Origin of the sequence: Nocardioides euryhalodurans (assembly GCF_004564375.1) — a bacterium.
GTDB lineage: Bacteria > Actinomycetota > Actinomycetes > Propionibacteriales > Nocardioidaceae > Nocardioides > Nocardioides euryhalodurans.
Genome location: NZ_CP038267.1, coordinates 704704 through 722554, shown reverse-complemented (window position 1 = coordinate 722554; position 17851 = coordinate 704704). Strand labels below are relative to the sequence as shown.

Genomic DNA, 17851 nt, shown 5'->3' with positions numbered 1-17851 from the left:
CGCCCTAGCGTCGAAGGCGCACCTGGACCACACGACACGGAAGGCAACCCACATGGCTGGTGGAGACCGCGAGAAGGCGCTCGACGTCGCTCTCGCCAACATCGAAAAGCAGTTCGGCAAGGGGTCGGTGATGCGGCTCGGCGACGAGGCGCGCGCACCGCTCGAGATCATCCCGACGGGCTCCATCGCGCTCGACGTCGCGCTCGGCCTCGGCGGGCTGCCGCGTGGCCGGGTGGTGGAGATCTACGGTCCGGAGTCCTCCGGCAAGACGACGGTCGCGCTGCACGCCGTGGCCAACGCCCAGCGGGCCGGCGGGATCGTCGCCTTCATCGACGCCGAGCACGCCCTGGACCCCGACTACGCGAAGGCGCTGGGCGTCGACACCGACGCGCTGCTGGTCAGCCAGCCCGACTCCGGTGAGCAGGCGCTCGAGATCGCCGACATGCTGGTCCGCTCCGGCGCGCTGAGCCTGGTCGTCATCGACTCCGTGGCCGCGCTCGTGCCCCGGGCCGAGATCGAGGGCGAGATGGGCGACAGCCACGTCGGCCTCCAGGCCCGTCTGATGAGCCAGGCGCTGCGCAAGATGACCGGCGCCCTCAACGGGTCCAACACCACGGCGATCTTCATCAACCAGCTGCGCGAGAAGATCGGCGTCATGTTCGGCTCGCCGGAGACCACGACCGGTGGCCGGGCGCTGAAGTTCTACTCCTCGGTGCGCCTCGACGTGCGCCGGATCGAGACCCTCAAGGACGGCACCGACATGGTCGGCAACCGGACCCGGGTCAAGGTCGTCAAGAACAAGGTGGCCCCGCCGTTCAAGCAGGCCGAGTTCGACATCATGTACGGCAAGGGCATCTCCCGGGAGGGTGGTCTGATCGACGTCGGCGTCGAGGCCGGGCTGGTGCGCAAGGCCGGCGCCTGGTTCACCTACGAGGGTGACCAGCTGGGCCAGGGCAAGGAGAACGCGCGCAACTTCCTGCGCGACAACCCCGACCTCGCCAACGAGCTCGAGAAGAAGATCCTCGAGAAGCTCGGGGTCGGACCGACCGTCGACGCGCCGAGCGACCTGTCCGACGAGCCCATCGGGATCAATGACTTCTGATCCCTGGCAGGGCGACGTCCGGCTGGGCGTCGAGGCATGGACGGGCCAGCCACCTCCCGAGGACGTGGAGGCGGCTGGCCCGGACGCCGACGCCGAGGAGGTGGCACGCAAGATCCTCCTCGACCAGCTGACCGGACGGGCCCGGTCGCGCAAGGAGCTGGCCGACAAGCTGGCCCAGCGCGGGGTGCCCGACGACGTCGCGACCAGGCTGCTCAGCCGCTTCGAGGAGATCGGCCTGGTCGACGACAGTGCGTTCGCCCACACCTGGGTGAGCGGTCGCCACTCGGCCAAGGGGCTCGCCCCGCGGGCGCTGGCCCAGGAACTGCGCCGCAAGGGCGTCGACGACGAGGTCGCCCGCGAGGCGCTCACGCTGATCGGGGCCGACGAGCAGGAGGAGGCCGCCCGCCGGCTGGTGCGCAAGAAGCTGCGCAGCCTCGAGCGCTTCGACGACGCGACCCGGACCCGACGCCTGGTCGGGATGCTCGGCCGCAAGGGCTACCCCCCCGGACTGGCGTTCGCCGTGGTCCGTGACGAGCTCGGGTCCGCGTCGGAGGAGACCGAGCAGCCGCTCGACTAGCCTCGGCCCCGTGGACGACGCCACGCACCTGACCATCCTCGACCGGGGACACGAGCTCAGCGGCGTCGTCCGACCGGGGGAGTCGTGGGCCGCGGCCGCCCGCCGTACCTGCGCCAGCCTCCACGTGGAACCGACGCCGGTCGACCTCTCCGGAGAGGTCAAGCGGTTCCAGGTCGACCACGACCTCCGGATCGCGCTGCGCGCCATGGGGCGCGGCGACCTCCCCGACGTCGCCCGCTGGCGGGCCAGCGAGCAGGTGCACCGCTGGTGGGCTGCCGACGGCGAGCCGACCCTGGAGCGGGTCACCGAGCAGTACGGACCGGCCATCGACGGCATGGAGAGGACCCGGATGTGGGTGGTCGAGGCCAACGGCCGCTCGGTCGGGTTCTGCCAGGACTACCGGATCCGGGACCACCCCGGCTTCGCGGTGCTGGTGCCCGACCCGGAGGCCGTGGGCGTCGACTACGCCATCGGCGAGCCCCACCTCCTCGGCCAGGGCATCGGCACCGCCATGCTCTGGGCCTGGGTGCGCAGCGCGCGCCACCGCTACCGCGACGTGACGACCTACTTCGCCGCACCGGAGCACACCAACCTCGCGAGCCTGCGGGTGCTCGAGAAGGTCGGCTTCGCGCCCGGCACCTGGTTCGACGAGCCGCGTGCCGACGGGTCGGTGGCGACCGTCGTGGGCTGCAGCCTCGACGTCGCCCGCGTCGTCGGGTGAGCAGCGCGACCGGCGAGACGACATGATGGCGCCATGAGCGAGCTGCGCCTGCCCCCCGGACCGGTCGACCTGCGGGGCCTCCCGTCCGACGCAACACCCGGGTTCACCGGCGACAAGGCCGATGGCCAGGAGGCGCTGGCCGCGCTCGGACCCGAGCTCGCCGACCTGCAGGAGCGGCTCTTCGCCGAGGGCACCACCGGGTCGCACCGACGCGTGCTGCTCCTCCTGCAGGGCATGGACACCTCGGGCAAGGGCGGGGTGCTGCGCCACACGGTGGGGCTGATCGACCCGCAGGGAGTGCGGATCACCAGCTTCAAGGCCCCCACCGAGGAGGAGCGGCAGCACCACTTCCTGTGGCGGATCAAGCGGGCGCTCCCCGAGCCCGGGATCGTGGGGGTCTTCGACCGCTCGCACTACGAGGACGTCCTGATCGGCAGGGTCCGGGGGCTGGCCGAGCCGCGGACCATCGAGAGCCGCTACGGACAGATCAACGACTTCGAGGCCGAGCTCGCCCGCGACGGGGTGGTCCTCGTCAAGTGCATGCTCCACGTCTCCGCCGACACCCAGAAGGAGCGGCTCGCCGAACGGCTCGCCAACCCCGAGAAGCACTGGAAGTTCAACCCGGGCGACATCGACGAGCGGGCCCTGTGGCCCGACTACCGGGCCGCGTACGAGGCGGCGCTGGAGCGCACCAACACCGAGATCGCCCCGTGGTACGTGATCCCCGCCGACCGCAAGTGGTACCGGAACCTGGCCGTCGGATGGCTGCTGCGCGACGCCCTGCACGGGATGAACCCGCAGTGGCCGCGCGCGGACTTCGACGTCGAGGCCCAGCAGCGCCGCCTCGAGCAGGAGGAGCCCGTCTCGTGATCCCGACCGTCGCGGTCACCCGCTACGTCACCCCGCTCCGCGAGGGCGGCTCGCTCCCCGGCATCGTCGAGGCCGATGACCTCGGGACCTACGTCTGCAAGTTCCGAGGTGCCGGGCAGGGGGTGCGCGTCCTCGTGGCCGAGGTCGTCGTCGCGGAGCTGGCGCGCCGGATCGGCCTGCACACCCCGCGGACCGTCGTGCTCGACCTCGACCCCGAGATCGCCCGCTACGAGGCGGACGAGGAGGTGCAGGACCTGCTGAAGGCCAGCGCCGGTCCCAACCTCGGCGTCGACTTCCTCCCCGGAGCCTTCGGCTTCGACGGCGAGGGCTCGCTGCAGCCGGGAGAGGCCGCGAGGGTGCTCTGGCTGGACGCCTTCTGCGCCAACGTCGACCGGAGCTGGCGCAACCCCAACCTGCTGGTGTGGCACGGCGACCTGTGGCTGATCGACCACGGCGCGGCTCTCTACTTCCACCACGCCTGGTCGGGCGGCGTCACCGACCCGGCGCGTTTCGCCGCCCAGCCCTGGGACGCCTCCGACCACATCCTCGGCAGCCACGCGCCCTCGCTCGGCGAGGTCGACGAGGTGCTGCGCGCGGAGCTCGGTCGCGAGGTGTTCGTGGAGGTGCTCAGCCAGGTGCCCGACGTGTGGCTCGAGCCCGTCCCGGGCGCCGACTCGCCCGACGCGCTGCGCGCGGCGTACGTCGACTTCCTGTCCGCCCGACTCGGCACCCGAGCCTGGCTCCCGGGGGAGGTGGCATGACCCGGCTGGCCTACCAGTACGTCGTCCTGCGCTGCGTGCCGCGGCCCGACCGCGAGGAGTTCGTGAACGTCGGTGTCGTGCTCTTCTGCGAGGCGACCGGATTCCTCGAGGTGGCCTGCCGGGTCGACCACGACCGTCTTCGCGCGCTCGACCCCCGGCTGGACCTCGCCCAGGTCGAGGCCGGGCTCGCGTTCGTCGTCGGGGTCTGCGCCGGCGACGAGCGCGGCGGCTCGGCCGCCCGGGCTCCGCTGGGGCAGCGGTTCGGCTTCCTCAAGGCGCCGCGGAGCACGGTCATCCAGCCGGGGCCGGTGCACGGGGGGCTGACCGCCGACCCCGCGCGACAGCTGGAGCACCTGCTGGAGCGCCTGGTCGGATGACCGGCCAGGTCGACCACGCCCTGGTGTCCGCCGTCCGCGAGGCACTGGCCGACCACGCCGATCCCGAGCGGGCGGTCCAGCAGCAGCGCTACATGAAGTCCGTCCTGCCCTTCCACGGGCTCTCCTCGGCCACGCTGAGGTCGGTGCTCCGCCCGCTGCTCGCCGCGCACCGGATCGACGACCGCGCGGTGTGGGAGGGCACCGCCCACGAGCTCTGGGACGGGGCCACCCACCGCGAGGAGTGGTACGCCGTCCTCGCGCTGCTGCGCCACCGGTACTACCGCGGCTGGCAGCAGCCTGACGTGCTCCCGCTCCACCTCCACCTGGTCCGGACCGGGGCCTGGTGGGACGTGGTCGACGAGATCGCGGCACACCTGGTCGGCGGGGTCCTCGCCGGGCACCGCGACGCGGTGACGCCGACGATCCGTGGCTGGGCCGTCGACGACCACCTGTGGGTGCGGCGTACCGCGATCCTCTCCCAGCTCCGCCACGGGGGCGGCACCGACGTCGCCCTCCTCGCCGAGGTGCTGGACCACAACCTCACCGACTCGCGCCACGGCGCCGACTTCTTCATCCGCAAGGCCGTCGGCTGGGCGCTGCGGCAGCACGCGCGCACCGACCCGGCCTGGGTCACCCGCTACGTCGCCGAGCGCGAGCCCCGGCTCAGCGGCCTGAGCCGGCGCGAGGCGCTCAAGCACCTGTCAGCCGAGGACACCTAGACGGGCACCAGCTCGACGGCGCCGACGGCGTACCGGGCCAGCACCGTGCGGGCGAGCTCCGGGTGGGCCCCCAGCGGGTCCGACACGGCCACGGCGCCGGCCTCGAGGGCCAGCTCGCGAGCGCGGTCGGGCAGGAAGCCCGGGGCGAGGAAGAGCGAGGCGACCGCGATGTGGCGCCGACCCTCGCCGCGGAAGGCGCGGACCGCCTCGCCGGTCGCCGGCGGCGCGGCCGAGGCGAAGGCCGCCGTCACCGGGAGCTTGTGGCGGGTGCCCCAGAGCCGGGCGAGCCGGGCGACGGCCTGGTTGGCCATCGCGTCGGAGGAGCCGGCGGCGGCGAGGACGAGCGCGTCGAGCTCGCGGACGCGGGACTGCTTGAGCGCCTCGCGCATCCGCAGGTCGAGGATCTCGAGCAGCCGCGGCTCGAGGCCGAGCACGTCCGTGGTCGTGATCCGGAGACCCTCGTGACGCGCGGTGGCCTCGGCGACGGCCCGGGGGACGTCGACCTTGGCGTGGTAGGCCTCGGTGAGGAGCAGGGGGACGACCACGATCTCGTCGTGGCCCTTGCGGACGAGCCGGTCGACGACCGTCTGGAAGGACGGGCGGGAGAGCTCGAGGAACGCCTTCTCGATGGTGAGGTCGGGGCGCATCCCCTTGACCTCGTCGACCAGCGCCGCGATCGTCTCCGCCGAGCGGGGGTCGCGGCTTCCGTGGGCGAGGGCCACCAGTGCCGGAGCAGTCATGTCAGTTCTTCCTTTCCCGGATCCTCAGTGGATCCCGCACTCGGTCTTGGACGTGCCGGCCCAGCGCCCGCTGCGCGGGTCGTCTCCCGGAGCGACCCTGCGCGTGCAGGGCCAGCAGCCGATCGAGGGATAGCCGTCGTGGACCAGTGGGTTGACGAGGACTCCGAAGTCCTCGACGTACTGCTCCACCTGCTCGTCGGTCCAACGAGCGAGCGGAGACACCTTCACCTTGCCCTTGCGGGCGTCCCAGCCGACGACCGGCGCGATCACCCGGTTGCGGGTCTCGGCACGGCGCAGGCCGGTGGCCCACGCGTCGTAGTTGGCCAGGGTCTTCTCCAGCGGGACGACCTTGCGCAGCCTGCAGCACAGGTCGGGGTCGGACTTGTAGAGGTCGGTGCCGTGGGTCGCGTCCTGCTCCGCGACGGTCTGCTCGGGAAGCACGTTGACGACCTCGACCGGCAGCGTCGCGGCGACGGCGTCACGGGTGCCGATCGTCTCGGCGAAGTGGTAGCCGGTGTCGAGGAAGACGACGTCGACCCCGGGCGCGACCGTCGACGCGAGGTGGGCGAGCACGGCGTCACCCATCGACGACGTCAGGCAGAAGCGGTCGCCGAAGGTCGCGACGGCCCACTCGATGATCACCTCGGCCGGCGCGAGCTCGAGCTCGGCGCCGACGTGGGACACCAGGTCGCGCAGCTCCTCGGGGGAGCGGCCGGCTGTCTCGGTCCCGCGGTTGGCACCCGCCAGGCGTGTGGTGGCGGCCGTCATCGGGCACCACCCCCGGGGCGGACCAGCCCGAGCATCTTCAGGCTGAACGCCCGCAGGCACGCCCGGCACTCCCACGACCCGTGGCCGGCCTCGGACGGCCAGAGGTCGGTCTCCCCGCAGTAGGGGCAGTGGAAGGGCACGGCACGCTCGCTCATGACGCGGCCACCGCCGGCGTCCGCTCGCCGCGCAGCAGCTCCTCGTCGGCACGCTGCACCCACTCGACGAACGACTCACCCTCGGTCCGGTCGGCGAGGTAGTTGGTCACCACGACGGTGACGTAGTCGTCGAGGCCGGCGCTGGTGACCTTGTGGGCACGGAGCTTGCGGCCGAAGTTGGCCAGCAGCCCGGTCGCGCCGCCCAGGTGGACCTGGAAGCCCTCGACCTGCTCGCCGTCGGACATCACCAGCTGGCCCTTGAGCCCGATGTCGGCGACCTGGGTCCGGGCGCACGCGTTGGGGCAGCCGTTGACGTTCACGGTGATCGGGACGTCGAGGTCGGGGAAGCGGCGGTCGAGCTCGGCGACCAGGTCGCGGGCACGGTCCTTGGTGTCGACGATGGCCAGCTTGCAGAACTCGATGCCGGTGCAGGCCATGGTGTTGCGGCGCCAGTTGGAGGGACGGCCGGACAGCCCGATCTCGTCGAGCCTGTCGAGCAGCGGCTCCACGGCGTCTGCGTCGACGCCGATCAGCACGATCTTCTGGTACGGCGTCAGGCGCGCGCCGGCGACGGAGTACTCGTCCATCAGGTCGGCGAGCTGCACCAGCAGGGTGCCGGACACCCTCCCCGCAGTCGGCGCGAGGCCGACGTACCGCTTGCCGTCCTGCTGCTCGTGGACGCCGATGTGGTCGCGGTGGCCGACCGGTGACCGGGGCGACTCGCAGCGCACCAGGGCGCGACCGAGGTACTCGTTCTCGAGCACCTCGCGGAAGGTGTCGGCGCCCCAGTCGGCGACGAGGAACTTCAGGCGCGCGCGGGAGCGCAGCCGCCGGTAGCCGTAGTCGCGGAAGATCCCGGCCACGCCCTCCCAGGCGTCGGCCACCTCCTCGAGCGGGATCCAGACACCGAGCTTCTGGGCGAGCATCGGGTTGGTGGACAGCCCGCCGCCGACCCACAGGTCGAAGCCCGGGCCGTGGTCGGGGTGGACGGTGCCGACGAAGGCGACGTCGTTGGTCTCGGGGGAGACGTCGTGGCTCGGGTGGCCGGTCAGGGCGGTCTTGAACTTCCGCGGCAGGTTGGAGTACGCCGGGTTGCCGAGCACCCGCCGCTTGATCTCGTCGAGCGCCTCGGAGCCGTCGATGATCTCGTCGGCCGCGACCCCGGCCACGGGGGAGCCGAGGAAGGGCCGCGGCGAGTCACCGCACGCCTCGAGGGTGCTCAGCCCGACCGCCTCGAGCCGTTCCCAGATCTCGGGGACGTCCTCGATCCGGATCCAGTGGAACTGGACGTTCTCGCGGTCCGTGACGTCGGCGGTGTCGCGGGCGAACTCCCGGCCGACGGTGCCGAGCGTGCGGACGGCGTCGGGGGAGAGCAGCTGCCCGTCGGAGCGGACCCGCATCATGAAGTAGGAGTCGTCGAGCTCCTCCTCCTCGAGCATCGCGGTCTTGCCACCGTCGAAGCCCGGGGCACGCTGCGTGTAGAGGCCGAGCCAGCGGAACCGGCCGCGCAGGTCGGCCGGATCGATGGAGGCGAAACCCCGCTTGGAGTAGATGTGCTGGATCCGGGCCTGGACGTTGAGCGGGTCGTCGTCCTTCTTGGACTGCTCGTTCTTGTTCAGCGGCTCGGTGTAGCCGAGCGCCCACTGGCCCTCACCGCGCTTGGGTCGCGGGATCTCGGTGCGGGTCGCGGGCTTCGCGGTGTAGCGGAGGTCCGACATGTGTGGGGGAGTCCTTCGGCTGAGGCCGCGCGCATCGTCGAGCGCGGAGGATGAAACGAGGGCGGCGTTTCAGCGAGGCCAACAGATCATGCTGCGCGTGCGCCCGAGGTCCACGTGGCGACGGGCCACGAGGTACGCATGGGTGACGGCGGAGACCATGTCAAGAAGTCTCAGGGGTTGGACACCGCTCCCACAAGGTGAAATCCCAATATGTGGGATTGCTGACCACGAAGTGAGACGCAGCCTCCGTGTCCACGCTCGGCGGCCCGCCGGGTGGGGCGCAGGTCACACGACTACGCTGACCCCCATGAGCGACGCGGTCATCAGCAGTGCCTACTCCCAGATCCTCGACGTGATCGGCTCGGTCGAGCCCCGGATCGCCGCGGCGACGCGCCAGGAGCTCGCCGACCAGCGGGAGTCCCTCAAGCTCATCGCGAGCGAGAACTACGCCTCGCCGGCGGTGCTGCTGACGATGGGCACCTGGTTCAGCGACAAGTACGCCGAGGGGACGATCGGCCACCGGTTCTACGCCGGCTGCCAGAACGTCGACACCGTCGAGACGGTGGCGGCCGAGCACGCGCGCGAGCTGTTCGGGGCGCCGTACGCCTACGTGCAGCCGCACTCGGGCATCGACGCCAACCTGGTGGCGTACTGGTCGATCCTCGCCCACCGCGTGGAGTCGCCGGGGCTGGCGAAGCTCGGCGCGAAGAACGTCAACGAGCTGTCCGAGGCCGACTGGGAGTCGCTGCGCCACGAGTTCGGCAACCAGCGGCTGCTCGGCATGAGCCTGGACGCCGGCGGCCACCTGACCCACGGCTTCCGGCCCAACATCAGCGGCAAGATGTTCCACCAGCAGCAGTACGGCACCGACCCGGAGACCGGGCTGCTCGACTACGACGCCGTCGCCGCCAAGGCCCGCGAGTTCAAGCCGCTCATCCTCGTGGCCGGCTACTCCGCCTACCCGCGCCGGGTGGACTTCGCGAAGATGCGGGAGATCGCCGACGAGGTGGGCGCGACGCTGATGGTCGACATGGCTCACTTCGCGGGGCTCGTGGCCGGCAAGGTGTTCACGGGCGACGAGGACCCGGTGCCGCACGCCCACATCGTCACGACGACGACCCACAAGTCGCTGCGCGGGCCGCGTGGCGGCATGGTGCTCGCCCAGGAGGAGTTCGCGGGCGACGTCGACCGCGGCTGCCCGATGGTCCTCGGTGGCCCCCTCTCGCACATGATGGCCGCCAAGGCGGTCGCGCTCGCCGAGGCCCGGACCGAGGAGTTCCGCGGGTACGCGCAGCGCATCGCCGACAACGCCAAGTCGCTGGCCGACGGGTTCCTCTCGCGGGGTGCCGACCTGGTGACCGGCGGCACGGACAACCACCTCGTGCTGCTCGACGTGTCGTCCTTCGGCCTCACCGGCCGCCAGGCGGAGTCGGCGCTGCTCGATGCCGGCATCGTCACCAACCGCAACTCCGTCCCGAACGACGCGAACGGCGCCTGGTACACCTCCGGCGTCCGCCTGGGCACCCCCGCGCTCACCACCCGCGGCTTCGGCCACGGCGAGTTCGACCGGGTCGCCGAGCTGATCGTCGACGTCCTCGGCTCCACCCAGCCGGGCACCACCAAGGCCGGTGGCCCCTCGAAGGCGTCGTACGTCACCGGCGACGGCGTCGCGGCCAAGGTCAAGGACGCGTCCTCCGAGCTGCTCGACAAGCACCCGCTCTACCCGGGTCTGAACCTCTCGTAGCGAGCGGAGCGAGCCACCGGCGTGGCCTTCGAGCTGACCTGACGGGTTCAGCCGATCGTCGGGGTGTGCCGCTCCACGATCGGCTGCAGGTCGGCCGAGGCGAGCGCGCCGTAGGTGCCGTCGTGTCCCTCGGCGAGCCGTGAGGCGCAGAAGGCATCGGCGACCTCGGCGGGGGCGAAGCGGACCAGGAGCGATCCCTGCAGACAGGCTGCCATCCGACCGGCGAGCCGGCGGGCCGAGCCCTCGTGCCCGGCGGTGTCCCCGAGCAGCGCGAGCGTGTCGTCGACCGCGCGGTCGAGGCGGGCGTCCCCGCCGCGGGCCAGCCCCACCTCGGTGATCCACGCGGCCAGCACCTCCGGCTCGCGGGAGAGCGCCCGGAGCACGTCGAGGGCATTGACGTTGCCGGAGCCCTCCCAGACGGAGTTCAGCGGCGCCTCCCGGTAGAGCAGCGGCATCCCCGACTCCTCCACGTAGCCGTTGCCGCCCAGGCACTCCAGGGCCTCCGCGACCATGCCCGGGGTCCGCTTGCAGACCCAGAACTTCGCCAGCGGCAGGGCGATCCGACGTAGCGCCGCCTCGTGCGGGTCCGACGCGTCGTCCACGGCCGCCGCCAGGCGTACGGCGAGCGCGGTGGCCGCCTCGGTCTCGACCGCGAGGTCGGCGACCACGTTCTGCATCAGCGGCTTGTCGGCGAGCAGCGATCCGAAGGCGGAGCGGTGGGCCACGTGCCAGGCGGCCTCGTTGAGGGACCGCCGCATCAGCGAGGTCGAGCCCAGCACGCAGTCGAGCCTGGTGGCGGCCACCATCTCGATGATCGTCCGCACGCCGCGGCCCTCGTCGCCGAGCCGGTGGCCCAGCGTGCCGTCGAGCTCGAGCTCGCTGGAGGCGTTCGAGCGGTTGCCGAGCTTGTCCTTGAGGCGTACGACGTCGAGGCGGTTGCGGCTGCCGTCCGGGAGGACCCGCGGCACCACGAAGCAGGTGACCCCGCCCTCGGCCTGGGCGAGCACCAGGAAGACGTCGTTCATCGGGGCCGACGTGAACCACTTGTGGCCGTGGAGGCTGTAGTCGCCGTCGGAGGAGGTCGGGACGGCGCGGGTGACGTTGGCCCGCACGTCGGAGCCGCCCTGCTTCTCGGTCATCCCCATGCCGGCGAGCGCGCCGCGCTTCTCGCCGGCCGGGCGCAGGCCCGGGTCGTAGCTGGTCGAGGCCAGCAGCGGGGTCCACTCCTTGGCCAGCGCGTCGTCGGCCCGCAGCGCCGGCACCGCGGCGTACGTCATGGAGATCGGGCAGCCGTGGCCGGGCTCGGTGTGCGACCACGCCATGAAGCCGGCCGCACGCCGCACGTGGGCGTGGGGGGAGTCGGACTCCCAGGGGGCGGCGGCGAGCCCGTGGCCGACCGCCCGCTCCATCAGCCAGTGCCAGCTCGGGTGGAAGGCGACCTCGTCGATCCGGTTGCCGTAGCGGTCGTACGGCGTCAGCGTCGGGTGGTGCTCGTTGGCGAGCATGCCGTGCTCGCGAGCCTCGGCGCTGCCTGCCTGGGCCCCCAGCGCCGCGAGCTCCTCGACCACCTCGGCCGACGCGTGGCGGGTGACGGCCTCCACCAGGGCCTCGTCGGCGGTGACCACGTTGTGCCCGACGAGCGGCGGGGCCTGGTTCGTGCTGGCGCGCAGCTCGCCTGCGAGGTTCGGGGCGGTCATGTGGATACCGTAGACACATGCGGGACCTGCTGTGGCGACTGATCGTCACCACGACCGGGTCGTGCATTCGTTACCGCGTCACGGGGCTGGCCGCGGAGGCCGCGTTCTTCGCGATCCTGTCGGTCCCGCCGCTGGTCTTCGCGCTCGCGGGCGCCATCGGTTACGTCAGCGAGCAGTTCAGCCCCGCCGAGATCGCCGAGGTGCGCCAGGCCGTGATCGACCTGTCCTCGCGGGCGCTCACCGAGGACGCCGTCAACCGGATCATCGTGCCGACCATCAACGACGTGCTGAAGCCCGGTCGCTTCGACGTGATCTCGCTCGGCTTCATCCTCTCGCTCTGGTCCGGCTCGCGCGCGCTCAACGTGTTCGTCGACACCATCACGATCATGCACGGGCTCGGCGGCCACCGCGGGATCGTGAAGACCCGCGCGCTGTCCTTCCTGCTCTACATCATGGCGATCATCACCGGCGTCTTCACGCTGCCGCTGGTCGTGGCCGGGCCGTCGCTGGTGCGCGAGATCCTGCCGCAGCGCTCCGAGTTCGTGATGCAGTTCTACTGGCCGACCGTGCTGGTGCTGACGATCTGCTTCCTGGCCACGCTCTACCACGTGTCGGTGCCCGTACGGACCAACTGGACCTTCAACCTGCCGGGCGCGGTGTTCGCGCTGGCCGCGTGGATCCTCGGCTCGTTCCTGCTGCGGTGGGTGCTCACCGCGACCGCGGCCGAGTCGGGCTCCATCTACGGTCCGCTCGCCGCGCCGATCGCCGTGCTGCTGTGGCTCTACCTGCTCTCCATCGCGGTCCTGATCGGCGCCGCGGTCAACGCCGCCTTCGACTCGATCTTCCCGCAGAAGGAGACCACGCGGGCCCGGCTCGAGCTGGTGCAACGCCTGCGGGACCGGATGACGCCCAAGCCTGCACGTACGGACTAGATTGCTGTCGTGGCCGACGACCTCCTCGACGACGCGGGCCGATCCCGCGGCAAGGTCTACCTTCCCGAGCGCACCCGGTCACCGTGGTGGGAGCTCGGACGTCGGCTGCTGATGGCCCTGGGCATCCTGGTCGGCACCGTCCTGCTGGTCTGGTTCGACCGTGACGGCTACGTCGACAACAACGACCTGCCTGACCGGACCGTGTCGTTCACCGACGCGATCTACTACACGACGGTCACGCTGAGCACGACCGGGTACGGCGACATCGCGCCGGTCACGACGACCGCGCGGATGGTCAACGCGTTCATCATCACCCCGGCCCGCATCGGCTTCCTGGTGCTGCTGATCGGCACCACCCTCGAGGTGCTCGCCTCGCAGGGCCGCGACATGATCCGGGTCTCCCGGTGGAGGAAGAACATGGGCGACCACGTCGTCGTCGTCGGCTACGGCACCAAGGGCCGCAGCGCCGTCGAGACCCTCATCAGCAACGGACAGGACCGCGAGCAGATCGTCGTCGTCGACACCGGCGCGGTCGCCCAGCAGGACGCCCACGCCGACGGGCTGGTGATCGTCAAGGGCGACGCCACCCGGCGCGGCGTGCTGCGCCAGGCCGGCGCCGCCCGCGCCAGCCAGGTCATCATCACGACCGACCGTGACGACTCCAACGTCCTCGTGACGCTGACGGTGCGCCAGCTCAACCCCGACGCGTGGATCGTCTCCGCGGTCCGCGAGCAGGAGAACGCACCGCTGATGAAGCAGTCGGGCGCCGATTCCGTCATCACCTCCTCCGACGCCGTCGGCCGCCTGCTCGGCCTCTCGACGCTGTCGCCCACGCTGGGCTCGGTGATGGAGGACCTGCTGACCTACGGGCAGGGGCTCGAGGTCGCCGAGCGGGACCTGCTCGTCTCCGAGGTGGGCCAGCAGCCGCAGTCATTGCCCGACCAGGTGATCGCCGTGGTCCGGGACGAGAAGGTCTACCGCTACTTCGACCCGGTCGTCACCCAGCTGGCCCGCGGCGACCGGCTGATCGTGGTCCGGCCGGCCAAGGAGCTCCCGTGGGCCCCGAGGCCGGGCACCCACGACGAGGACTTCGCCTCCGACGAGGTCTGACCCGCAGCGACCTTGACAGCCCCCCACCGGCGGAGCAGATTGGGGCGCACTCTCGGGCACTTCCATCAGCCGGCACGGCTCGACGGGGCCGCGCCGTACACGTACGGGGTCCGCGATGCACCGAGCAGTGTTGTCCGTCTTCACCATCTCCGCCCTCACGGCCGGCCTGCTGGCGGCGACGGGCACGGCCGGGGCAGCGCCTCGTGCCCCCGGCGCCGGGGACCGGCTCGACGTCTACGTCGGTGAGCTGAGTGCCGGTCAGGTCTCCGAGGTCGTGGACCTCGGGATCGACCGCCACGAGCTGAAGCTCACCCCGGTCGCGGGCGAGGACGGGGCGAAGGCCCAGGTCCGCGTCGAGGCGATCATGAGCAAGGCGCAGGCCAACCAGCTGCGGCGCGAGGGCGTCGAGATGGAGACCAAGCTGGTCGAGGGCGGCCAGACGGTCGCCCAGCGGGCGACGACGCTGGCCGCCGAGGGCTTCGAGGTGTGGAGCATGTACGGCGGTCCCGGCGGCCTCAAGGAGCAGTACGAGCAGCTCGCCGCCAAGAACCCCGGATCACCAAGCTGGTGAGCATCGGCCGGACGGTCAACCAGCAGGACATCATCGCGCTCAAGATCAGCAAGAACGCCGCCCGGCAGAAGGACGGCAGGAAGCCGTCGGTCCTCTACCTGGGTGCCCAGCACGCACGCGAGTGGATCACGCCGGAGATGAACCGCCGGCTGGCGACGTACCTCCTCGACGGCTACGGCAGCGACCCGGCGATCACGAGGCTGCTGAACGAGAACGAGCTGTGGTTCGTGCCGGTGGCCAACCCCGACGGCTACGACTTCACCTTCACCCCCGGCCAGCGCCTGTGGCGCAAGAACCTCCGCGACAACAACGGTGACGGTGTGATCACGACTGCGGACGGCGTCGACCTCAACCGCAACTTCGCCACCAAGTGGGGCTACGACAACGAGGGCTCCTCACCGAACCCCGCCAGCCAGACGTTCCGCGGTGAGGGTCCGAACTCCGAGCCGGAGTCGCAGGCCCTCGAGGACTTCGTCGGACGGGTCGGCTTCGAGTTCTTCGTCAACTACCACTCCGCGGCCGAGCTGCTCCTCTACGGCACCGGCTGGCAGGTGGCGACCCCGACGCCGGACGACGTCATCTACGAGGCCATGGCCGGCGACGACGAGAACCCGGCCGTGCCCGGCTACGACCCGGACATCTCCGCCGAGCTCTACACCACCAACGGGGACACCGACACCCACATGACAGAGCTGTTCGGGACCCTGGGCTTCACCCCCGAGATGTCGACCTGCGAGGCCGCCTCCGACTCCGTGCCCGACGACGAGTGGGAGGCCGTCGACTGCGGGAGCGGCTTCGAGTTCCCTGACGACGAGGAGCTGGTCCAGGCCGAGTTCGAGAAGAACATCCCCTTCGCCCTGTCGGTCGCCGAGTCGGCCAGCGACCCCGACGACCCGGTCTCCACGCTCGGGCTCACGGCCGAGGACTTCCGGGTCGACTCCTTCGACGTCTCCTACGGCGACCCGCAGACGGTCGCGGTGTGGGCCAAGCGGGCGCTGCGCAACCTGCGGATGCACTACCGCGTCGACGGTGGCCGGACCGTGGTCACCAACGCGCCGGAGTGGGCCGGCGGCGAGCGCTACGGCGACGAGAACGACGACTACTACGCAGAGTTCCGCGGCAGGGTCCGCGGCGCCGACGAGGGCGACGAGGTCGAGGTCTGGTTCCGGGGCGTCAAGCCCGGCACCGGACCGGTCACCAGCGAGTCCTTCACCTACACGGTGGAGGCCGACACCGACGACGACGTCCTCGTGATCGCCAACGAGGACTACACGGGGGTCAACCCGACGTACCCGGCCGGGACCGACGCGCCGAAGTACGCCGGCGCCCACGTCGCGGCGATCGAGTCGGCGGGTTACTCCACCGACGTGTGGGACGTGGACGCGCAGGGGGTCCCGCACGACCTCGGCGTCCTCGACCACTACGACGCGGTGCTCTGGTACCTCGGCGACAACCGGATCACGATGGACCCGGAGGACCTGCTGACCAGCACGCCCTTCGGCCAGCTCCCGGACATCTCCGTGGCCGAGCGGCAGCAGTACCTCACGCTGGCGGTGCGCGACTACCTCAACGCCGGCGGCAAGCTCGTCCACGCCGGTGAGACCGCCCAGTACCAGGGGCTGCCGGGCATCAGCGACGCGGTCGGCGGCCTCTACTACGGGCTCAACGGCGACCCGGAGGCCGAGTGCGTGATCTCCCCGCGAGTCGGCGGCGGCACGGACGGGTTCTTCGAGGACTGCCTGATCCTGGCCGACGACTTCCGGCAGTACTACCTCGGCGCGTTCACCAGGACCGACATCGCCGACCCGACGGCCGTCGAGGGGATCGCGGACCCGCTGACCGGCTACACCGGGAGCCTCGGTGGTCCGGTCGTCGCCGGCGACAACCCGCTGGACGAGGCGGGCGCGCTCCAGCCGACCAGCGACGTGCTGCCGGCGGACGAGTTCCCGCAGTTCACCAGCCAGGGCGCGGCGCGCTACCCGCTCGAGGCGGGAAGCCCGTTCGCCCCGATCGAGGGTGAGCAGTACGCCGGCGCGGTGCACGCCGACTCGTCGTACGTGCGGCTGACCCGCACCGTCGACGTGCCGGCCGGGACGACCGCTGCGGAGCTGCAGTTCCAGCTGTCGGCCAACATCGAGCCCGACTACGACTTCGTGCTCGTGGAGGCCCGGACCGCCGGGGGCGACGACTGGACGACGCTGCCGGAGCTCAGTGGCCTGACCTCGACCGCCTCGCCGGCCGAGTGCGTCGACGAGGGCTCGTTCCTCCTCGCCCTGCACCCGTTCCTCACCACCTACCTGGGCACCGACTGCCAGGGGACGGGCGCGACCGGCGACTGGAACGCGATCCTGGAGAGCACCGGCGGGTGGACCGAGGCGGCCTACGACCTGTCCGGCTTCGCCGGCTCGCAGGTCGAGGTGTCGATCACCTACGTCACGGACCCGTCGACCGGTGGGGTCGGCACCTTCGTCGACGACACCCGCGTGGTCATCGACGGGGCGGAGGACGCCGACGGCTTCGAGGGCGCCACGAGTGTGTGGACCCCCGGTGGCCCGCCGGCCGGTTCCCCGCCGAACGCCGGCGCCTGGGAGATCGGTGGCGTGCTGTTCGAGTCGTTCGCCGGGACCTCGACGGAGGACACGCTGCTGCTCGGGTTCGGGCTCGAGCAGCTGTCCACGGACGAGGAGCGCGCCGACCTCGTCGGCCGGGCCCTGGACGGCCTCATCGACTAGGGGAACAGCCGGTCGGCGGCCGGGCTCACCCGGCCGCCGCGCCGGCGAGCGCAGGCAGCCCGGCTCCCCAGGCGCGCGCACGCCCCTGCTCGTCGGGGGGAAGGGGTCCCTGCACGTCGCCGACGTAGAAACTCGTGCGGTCGACGACGGGGAAGCCCTGGGCCCGCAGGGCGCGGGCGGCCCGCTTCGCGGCCGAGCCGGGAAGGTGCCGCACCTTGTCGACGCGGGTGTCGAAGGCGGCCACCGACGGTCGGGAGGACCGTGACGGGAACGCGGCGTCGAGGGTCGCCAGCCACTCCCGCACACCGGTGATCGCGCGGCTCGCCTCGGCGCCCTGGCGCACCGCGTCCTCGCGGGTGCCCGGGCGGCTGAGGGAGAAGGCGTGCGTGGGCGCGCCGACGACGAGCAGGTCGCAGCCGGACAGGTCCTCCGGACGTGCGTCGCGTACGTCGGTCACGAGGACCTCGGCCCCGGACGCCCGCAACCCGTCGGCGACGTCCGCCGCCAGCCTTTCGGTGTTGCCGAACATCGACTCGTAGACGATCACGCAGCGCACC

The 17851-nt window shown here is 71.7% G+C and carries 18 protein-coding genes; 12 read left to right on the top strand and 6 right to left on the bottom strand.

The window, feature by feature from the left end; all coding sequences use genetic code 11:
* The first annotated feature begins 52 nt into the window (after positions 1-52).
* The 7 genes from recA to EXE57_RS03410 are packed head-to-tail and all read left to right on the top strand — an operon-like array spanning position 53 to position 5127.
* Positions 53-1102 (top strand): recombinase RecA, encoded by a 1050-nt coding sequence (gene recA, locus EXE57_RS03440; protein WP_135074020.1) that lies wholly within the window; start codon positions 53-55, stop codon positions 1100-1102.
* Positions 1092-1679, top strand: a complete 588-nt coding sequence (locus EXE57_RS03435; RefSeq protein WP_135074018.1) for a regulatory protein RecX — start codon at positions 1092-1094, stop codon at positions 1677-1679. Before recA ends, EXE57_RS03435 begins: the two co-directional genes overlap by 11 nt.
* A 10-nt stretch (positions 1680-1689) precedes the next feature.
* Entirely contained in the window at positions 1690-2400 is a 711-nt protein-coding gene (locus EXE57_RS03430) for a GNAT family N-acetyltransferase (RefSeq protein WP_244246973.1), read from the top strand.
* A 33-nt stretch (positions 2401-2433) separates the two neighbouring features.
* On the top strand, positions 2434-3270 hold the full coding sequence (locus EXE57_RS03425; RefSeq protein ID WP_135074016.1) for a PPK2 family polyphosphate kinase: 837 nt from the start codon (positions 2434-2436) through the stop codon (positions 3268-3270).
* Entirely contained in the window at positions 3267-4031 is a 765-nt protein-coding gene (locus EXE57_RS03420; RefSeq protein WP_135074013.1) for a HipA family kinase, read from the top strand. Before EXE57_RS03425 ends, EXE57_RS03420 begins: the two co-directional genes overlap by 4 nt.
* The gene (locus tag EXE57_RS03415; protein WP_135074011.1) at positions 4028-4408 is read left to right on the top strand and encodes a DUF3037 domain-containing protein; all 381 of its coding nucleotides are present in this window, start codon (positions 4028-4030) and stop codon (positions 4406-4408) included. The genes EXE57_RS03420 and EXE57_RS03415 overlap by 4 nt, the downstream gene beginning before the upstream one ends.
* Positions 4405-5127, top strand: a complete 723-nt coding sequence (locus EXE57_RS03410; RefSeq protein ID WP_135074009.1) for a DNA alkylation repair protein — start codon at positions 4405-4407, stop codon at positions 5125-5127. The genes EXE57_RS03415 and EXE57_RS03410 overlap by 4 nt, the downstream gene beginning before the upstream one ends.
* Here EXE57_RS03410 and EXE57_RS03405 read toward each other — a convergent pair.
* From EXE57_RS03405 to EXE57_RS03395, 4 genes are read right to left on the bottom strand one after another with little or no spacing between them, the layout of a single operon-like run.
* Entirely contained in the window at positions 5124-5867 is a 744-nt protein-coding gene (locus EXE57_RS03405) for a sirohydrochlorin chelatase (protein ID WP_135074007.1), read from the bottom strand. The genes EXE57_RS03410 and EXE57_RS03405 overlap by 4 nt on opposite strands.
* A 24-nt stretch (positions 5868-5891) precedes the next feature.
* On the bottom strand, positions 5892-6635 hold the full coding sequence (locus EXE57_RS03400) for a phosphoadenylyl-sulfate reductase (RefSeq protein WP_135074005.1): 744 nt from the start codon (positions 6633-6635) through the stop codon (positions 5892-5894).
* A complete protein-coding gene (locus EXE57_RS19590) occupies positions 6632-6790 on the bottom strand; it encodes a hypothetical protein (protein WP_167305803.1) in 159 nt (52 codons plus the stop codon). The genes EXE57_RS03400 and EXE57_RS19590 overlap by 4 nt, the downstream gene beginning before the upstream one ends.
* Positions 6787-8508, bottom strand: coding sequence for a nitrite/sulfite reductase (locus EXE57_RS03395; RefSeq protein WP_135074003.1), 1722 nt, complete (start codon positions 8506-8508; stop codon positions 6787-6789). Before EXE57_RS03395 ends, EXE57_RS19590 begins: the two co-directional genes overlap by 4 nt.
* Before the next feature lie 307 nt (positions 8509-8815).
* On the opposite strand from EXE57_RS03395, the gene EXE57_RS03390 reads away from it, so the two are divergent.
* Complete coding sequence (locus tag EXE57_RS03390; protein WP_135074001.1) at positions 8816-10252, top strand: glycine hydroxymethyltransferase; 1437 nt, start codon at positions 8816-8818, stop codon at positions 10250-10252.
* Between the two features lie 47 nt (positions 10253-10299).
* On the opposite strand, the gene EXE57_RS03385 is transcribed toward EXE57_RS03390, so the two are convergent.
* Positions 10300-11949: an acyl-CoA dehydrogenase family protein gene (locus tag EXE57_RS03385; RefSeq protein ID WP_135073999.1), complete on the bottom strand. Its 1650-nt coding sequence runs from the start codon at positions 11947-11949 to the stop codon at positions 10300-10302.
* Positions 11950-11966: 17 nt separating this feature from the next.
* Here EXE57_RS03385 and EXE57_RS03380 point away from each other — a divergent pair, with 17 nt between their 5' ends.
* From EXE57_RS03380 to EXE57_RS03370, 4 genes are all read left to right on the top strand, one after another.
* Complete coding sequence (locus EXE57_RS03380; RefSeq protein ID WP_135073997.1) at positions 11967-12881, top strand: YihY/virulence factor BrkB family protein; 915 nt, start codon at positions 11967-11969, stop codon at positions 12879-12881.
* Positions 12882-12992: 111 nt separating this feature from the next.
* The gene (locus EXE57_RS03375; protein ID WP_135080576.1) at positions 12993-13991 is read left to right on the top strand and encodes a potassium channel family protein; all 999 of its coding nucleotides are present in this window, start codon (positions 12993-12995) and stop codon (positions 13989-13991) included.
* Between the two features lie 115 nt (positions 13992-14106).
* Entirely contained in the window at positions 14107-14562 is a 456-nt protein-coding gene (locus EXE57_RS19910; RefSeq protein WP_208542953.1) for a hypothetical protein, read from the top strand.
* Positions 14559-17294, top strand: coding sequence for a M14 family metallopeptidase (locus tag EXE57_RS03370; protein WP_208542952.1), 2736 nt, complete (start codon positions 14559-14561; stop codon positions 17292-17294). The genes EXE57_RS19910 and EXE57_RS03370 overlap by 4 nt, the downstream gene beginning before the upstream one ends.
* Before the next feature lie 25 nt (positions 17295-17319).
* Here the strand turns inward: EXE57_RS03370 and EXE57_RS03365 are convergent, their stop codons facing one another.
* Positions 17320-17841 carry a flavodoxin family protein gene (locus EXE57_RS03365; protein ID WP_208542951.1) on the bottom strand — a complete coding sequence of 174 codons (522 nt, stop codon included), beginning with the start codon at positions 17839-17841 and terminating at the stop codon, positions 17320-17322.
* Between the last annotated feature and the right edge of the window lie 10 nt (positions 17842-17851).

Bases quoted from the DNA above. Each gene is read 5' to 3' on its own strand.
- recA (WP_135074020.1), top strand. From the start codon at position 53: ATGGCTGGTGGAGACCGCGAGAAGGCGCTCGACGTCGCTCTCGCCAAC.
- EXE57_RS03435 (WP_135074018.1), top strand. From the start codon at position 1,092: ATGACTTCTGATCCCTGGCAGGGCGACGTCCGGCTGGGCGTCGAGGCA.
- EXE57_RS03425 (WP_135074016.1), top strand. From the start codon at position 2,434: ATGAGCGAGCTGCGCCTGCCCCCCGGACCGGTCGACCTGCGGGGCCTC.
- EXE57_RS03415 (WP_135074011.1), top strand. From the start codon at position 4,028: ATGACCCGGCTGGCCTACCAGTACGTCGTCCTGCGCTGCGTGCCGCGG.
- EXE57_RS03410 (WP_135074009.1), top strand. From the start codon at position 4,405: ATGACCGGCCAGGTCGACCACGCCCTGGTGTCCGCCGTCCGCGAGGCA.
- EXE57_RS03405 (WP_135074007.1), bottom strand. From the start codon at position 5,867: ATGACTGCTCCGGCACTGGTGGCCCTCGCCCACGGAAGCCGCGACCCC.
- EXE57_RS03400 (WP_135074005.1), bottom strand. From the start codon at position 6,635: ATGACGGCCGCCACCACACGCCTGGCGGGTGCCAACCGCGGGACCGAG.
- EXE57_RS19590 (WP_167305803.1), bottom strand. From the start codon at position 6,790: ATGAGCGAGCGTGCCGTGCCCTTCCACTGCCCCTACTGCGGGGAGACC.
- EXE57_RS03395 (WP_135074003.1), bottom strand. From the start codon at position 8,508: ATGTCGGACCTCCGCTACACCGCGAAGCCCGCGACCCGCACCGAGATC.
- EXE57_RS03390 (WP_135074001.1), top strand. From the start codon at position 8,816: ATGAGCGACGCGGTCATCAGCAGTGCCTACTCCCAGATCCTCGACGTG.
- EXE57_RS03385 (WP_135073999.1), bottom strand. From the start codon at position 11,949: ATGACCGCCCCGAACCTCGCAGGCGAGCTGCGCGCCAGCACGAACCAG.
- EXE57_RS03380 (WP_135073997.1), top strand. From the start codon at position 11,967: ATGCGGGACCTGCTGTGGCGACTGATCGTCACCACGACCGGGTCGTGC.
- EXE57_RS03375 (WP_135080576.1), top strand. From the start codon at position 12,993: ATGGCCCTGGGCATCCTGGTCGGCACCGTCCTGCTGGTCTGGTTCGAC.
- EXE57_RS19910 (WP_208542953.1), top strand. From the start codon at position 14,107: ATGCACCGAGCAGTGTTGTCCGTCTTCACCATCTCCGCCCTCACGGCC.